Below are 3,359 nucleotides of genomic sequence, written 5' to 3'. Positions count from 1 at the left end.
GGTTGTAGGCGGCGAGGGTGGCGCGGAGGATCTCGGTGCCTTCCATCAGGGAGAAGCCGGCGCCGATGCAGCGGCGGGCGCCGCCGCCGAAGGGCATCCAGGTGCCGGGGGCCGGCGGGTCGTCGGAGAGGAAGCGCCGCGGGCGGAACTCGGCCGGCGCAGGGAAGTGCTCGGCGTCGCCGTGGACGAGGCCCATGGCGGCCAGGATCGTGGTGCCGCGCGGTAGGCGGTAGCCGGCCACATCGGTGGTCTCGGTCAGCCGACGGCCGACCTGGTAGACGACCGGGCGCAGGCGCAGGGATTCCTTGACGATCGCCTCGAGTTCACCGTCGGCGCCGTGATCGGCCGCGTGCTGCCCGAACGCGAGGTCCTCCGGCCGGCGGGCGAGCTCGTGGAAGGCCCAGGCCAGTGCGGTCGCGGTCGTCTCATGACCGGCCAGCAGCAGCGTGACCAGCTGATCGCGGAGCTCGACGTCGGTCCATTCGCCGGCCGCGAGCAACCGCGAGAGCACGTCGGTACGGCCGGTCAGGTTTCCGCGTCGGCGCGCGATCTCGTCGTACAGGATCTGGTCGATCTGTTCCTGCGCACGCAGGAAGGTCCGCCACGGCGGGATCCGGAGCAGCGGCCGGTAGAAGGCGCCCAGCATGATGATCGGCGACACCGAGACGATCTTGTCCACCAGCGGTCGCAGCGTGTTCAGCCGGTCGTGATCGGTCACGCCGAAGATCACTTGCAGGATGATCTCCAACGTCAGGTTGCGCATCCGGTGGTGCATCTCGAACGGTGTGCCGATCGGCCAGCCGGCGACTTCGGCGACGGCGAGTTCGTGCACCATCTCGGCGTACCCGCGTAAGGCCTGACCGGAGAACGCCGGCATCAGCTGGCGTCGCATCCGCACGTGGTCCTCGTCGTCGAGCAGGAGCAGCGAACTCGACCCCATCACCGGCTCGAGCGCGGTGTTGCCCTCACCGGCGTGCATGACCGAAGGCGATCCGCCGAAGACCTCACGGATGTGATCCGGCCGGCTCAGCACGACACACACCCGGCTCTTCGGAACCAGTCGGATCGTGAAGACATCGCCGTACTGCTCGCGCATCCGAGGCAGGATCGTCTTGCGGTGGCTCGCGAACAGAGCGCTCTGCACCAAGGTCGGCCAGCGCGGCCCGGGCGGCAGTGTGCGGGCGGTCTGGCGATCGAGGGTGCGGGAACCGAGCAGTGGTGTCGGAGCCATCCTTCGACGTTACGTCACACTGGTGAACGCTGAGCATCGAATGCGACAAGCGCAGCAACGATCCTGGGCAACTGATCGTCGCTGCCCGGGTCGAGGCCGGTCAGTCTGGCGACCTGTTTGAGCCGGTAGTCGACGGTGTTCGCATGGACGTGCAGGTCGGCCGCGGTCTGGCGGCGGCTGCGGGCGTTGTCGAGGTAGCAGCGCAGGGTGGAGAGCAGGTCGGCTCGGTCTTCGAGCGGAGCGAGCAGCTGCGCCAGTCGGTCGCGCGCCGGGCTCGGCCGACTCAGCTGGAACTCCAGCACGAGGTCATCGAGCTCGTAGACACCCGGTGGATGGCGATGGATGCGGATGACATCGAGCAGGTCTCTGACCAGTGCGGCCGCAGCCGGTACGTCGGATGGCGGGCTGGTGGTGATCGCCAGGGTGATGTCGACGCCGGCGACCCGGCTCAACCTGGTGCGGAGGTTGTCGACCTCGCTGCGGGTGCACGGGAGTAACGCGATCCCGCCGTCGACGGACAAGTTCGCCATACTGCCTGCTAGTCGGTCGAGCTCGACCCGGACCCGCCGAAGCTTGCGTCGGGCAACGATCTCCGGGTCGACGCCTGGCTGTTGCTCATCCGGGTGGGTGCCGAAGGCGAGGCCGGCCACGAGGTACTCGGCCGGCAGTCGTACGCCGGTCCGCACCGCAGCCTCGTCAACTGCGCGCCCGTCGAGTAGGGCGGCGAGCACTGCCTGCCGAGAGGCCTGGTCCTCGCCTGCGATCGACTGGCGTTCCTCGAAGTAGCTCGCCGACACGACCGCGGTGACCTGCTGCAGGAAGTCGAGGATCAGCCGGTTGAGCAGGATCGCGTCGGACAACTCCTCAGGCCGGAACCCGGCTGCGACGTCGTCGGCGCAGACCTTCCCACCCAGGTGGTACGCGGCCAGCAACGCCTCTAGCGGCACACCCTCCTCGGCCCGCCGCCGCGCTGACTCCCTGAGGGGTGCGAGAACGTCACCGGTCGGTACGACGCCCGTCCGGAAGGTCTCGATGAACGCCCGGAGCGACTGGTCGGTGATCCGACGGATATCGCCCTGCAGTTCCTCGGTCGGGAGCTGCGCATACAGCGGGATCTCCGCGACCAGCCTCGTCAGTACGTCGTCGACCAGCCGCGGCAGGCGGGACCGGACGAGCTCGTGCACCGGCACGCCGCCCGAACGCAGATCCTTGTGATCCGTCACAACAATCACCCCTCGAACTCTGGGCATGGCCCCAGCGACCGGCAGGCGCTTTGGGGTCGAACATTACTACCCAGAAGTAGAGTGCTGGACCGACCGCAAAGGGTGATGACAATGAAGCGACGGGTACTGCTGGCAGTAGGAGTGATGCTGGCCGGCCTGGTCAGCCCAACGACGGCCCACGCCGCCGATGGGTTTGAGTACGTCGCTCTCGGCGACTCGTCCGCGGCCGGGCCGCTGATCCTGCCGCAGATCAACCTGCCCTGCCTGCGGTCGTCGGCGAACTACCCGCACGTTGCCGCTGCCGCGCTCGGCGCTCGGCTGACCGACGTGACATGTTCCGGGGCAGAGATCCCCGACTTCAGCGGAAAGCAGTTCGGCTTCGTGCCCCCGCAGTACAGCGCTCTGAAGTCGACGACCGACCTGGTGACGGTCGCCATCGGAGCGAACGACGCGGGCCTCTTCCCGGTCGCCCTCAGCTGCCTCAACCTCCTGCCCGCTCCCGCCGGCATCTCCTGCAAGGAGCGCTACACCGCGGGCGGTACCGACCAGCTCGCCGCTCGCATCGACGCCACCGGTCCCGCTCTGGGCAAGGCCCTCGACCACATCCGCGAACTCGCCCCCAACGCCCGCATCATCGTCACCGGCTACGGCACCTACATCCGCCCCGGCGGCTGCTTCCCCAAGGTCCCCGTCTGGCCCATCGACGCCGACTACCTCCAAGGCACCATCGACCACCTCAACCGCATGATCGCCACCCAGTCCGCCGCCCACGGCGCCACCTACCTGGACCTCCGCACCCCCAGCATCGGCCACGACACCTGCGCCCCCGCCACCACACGCTGGCTCGAAGGCCTCATCCCCGGCTCCGACGCAGCCCCCCTACACCCCAGCCGCCGAGGCATGGC

3 protein-coding genes are annotated in these 3,359 nt (G+C 68.7%); 1 reads left to right on the top strand and 2 read right to left on the bottom strand.

Annotation, left to right across the window (positions count from 1 at the left end; translation table 11 throughout):
- Together E1261_RS43975 and E1261_RS43970 are read right to left on the bottom strand one after the other, a co-directional pair.
- On the bottom strand, positions 1–1,231 hold a 1,231-nt coding region (locus E1261_RS43975; protein WP_132416197.1), incomplete at its 3' end, for a cytochrome P450.
- Between the two features lie 14 nt (positions 1,232–1,245).
- Entirely contained in the window at positions 1,246–2,454 is a 1,209-nt protein-coding gene (locus tag E1261_RS43970; RefSeq protein WP_202875472.1) for a PucR family transcriptional regulator, read from the bottom strand.
- Positions 2,455–2,565: 111 nt separating this feature from the next.
- Here E1261_RS43970 and E1261_RS43965 point away from each other — a divergent pair.
- Positions 2,566–3,359 (top strand): SGNH/GDSL hydrolase family protein (locus E1261_RS43965; protein WP_202875471.1); only part of this gene is annotated, 794 nt, incomplete at its 3' end.

The sequence above is a fragment of the Kribbella albertanoniae genome, assembly GCF_004348455.1.
In the GTDB taxonomy this organism is placed as follows: domain Bacteria; phylum Actinomycetota; class Actinomycetes; order Propionibacteriales; family Kribbellaceae; genus Kribbella; species Kribbella albertanoniae.
Note: the sequence above shows the minus strand (reverse complement) of the source record. Positions and strands in the feature narration are given on the sequence as shown.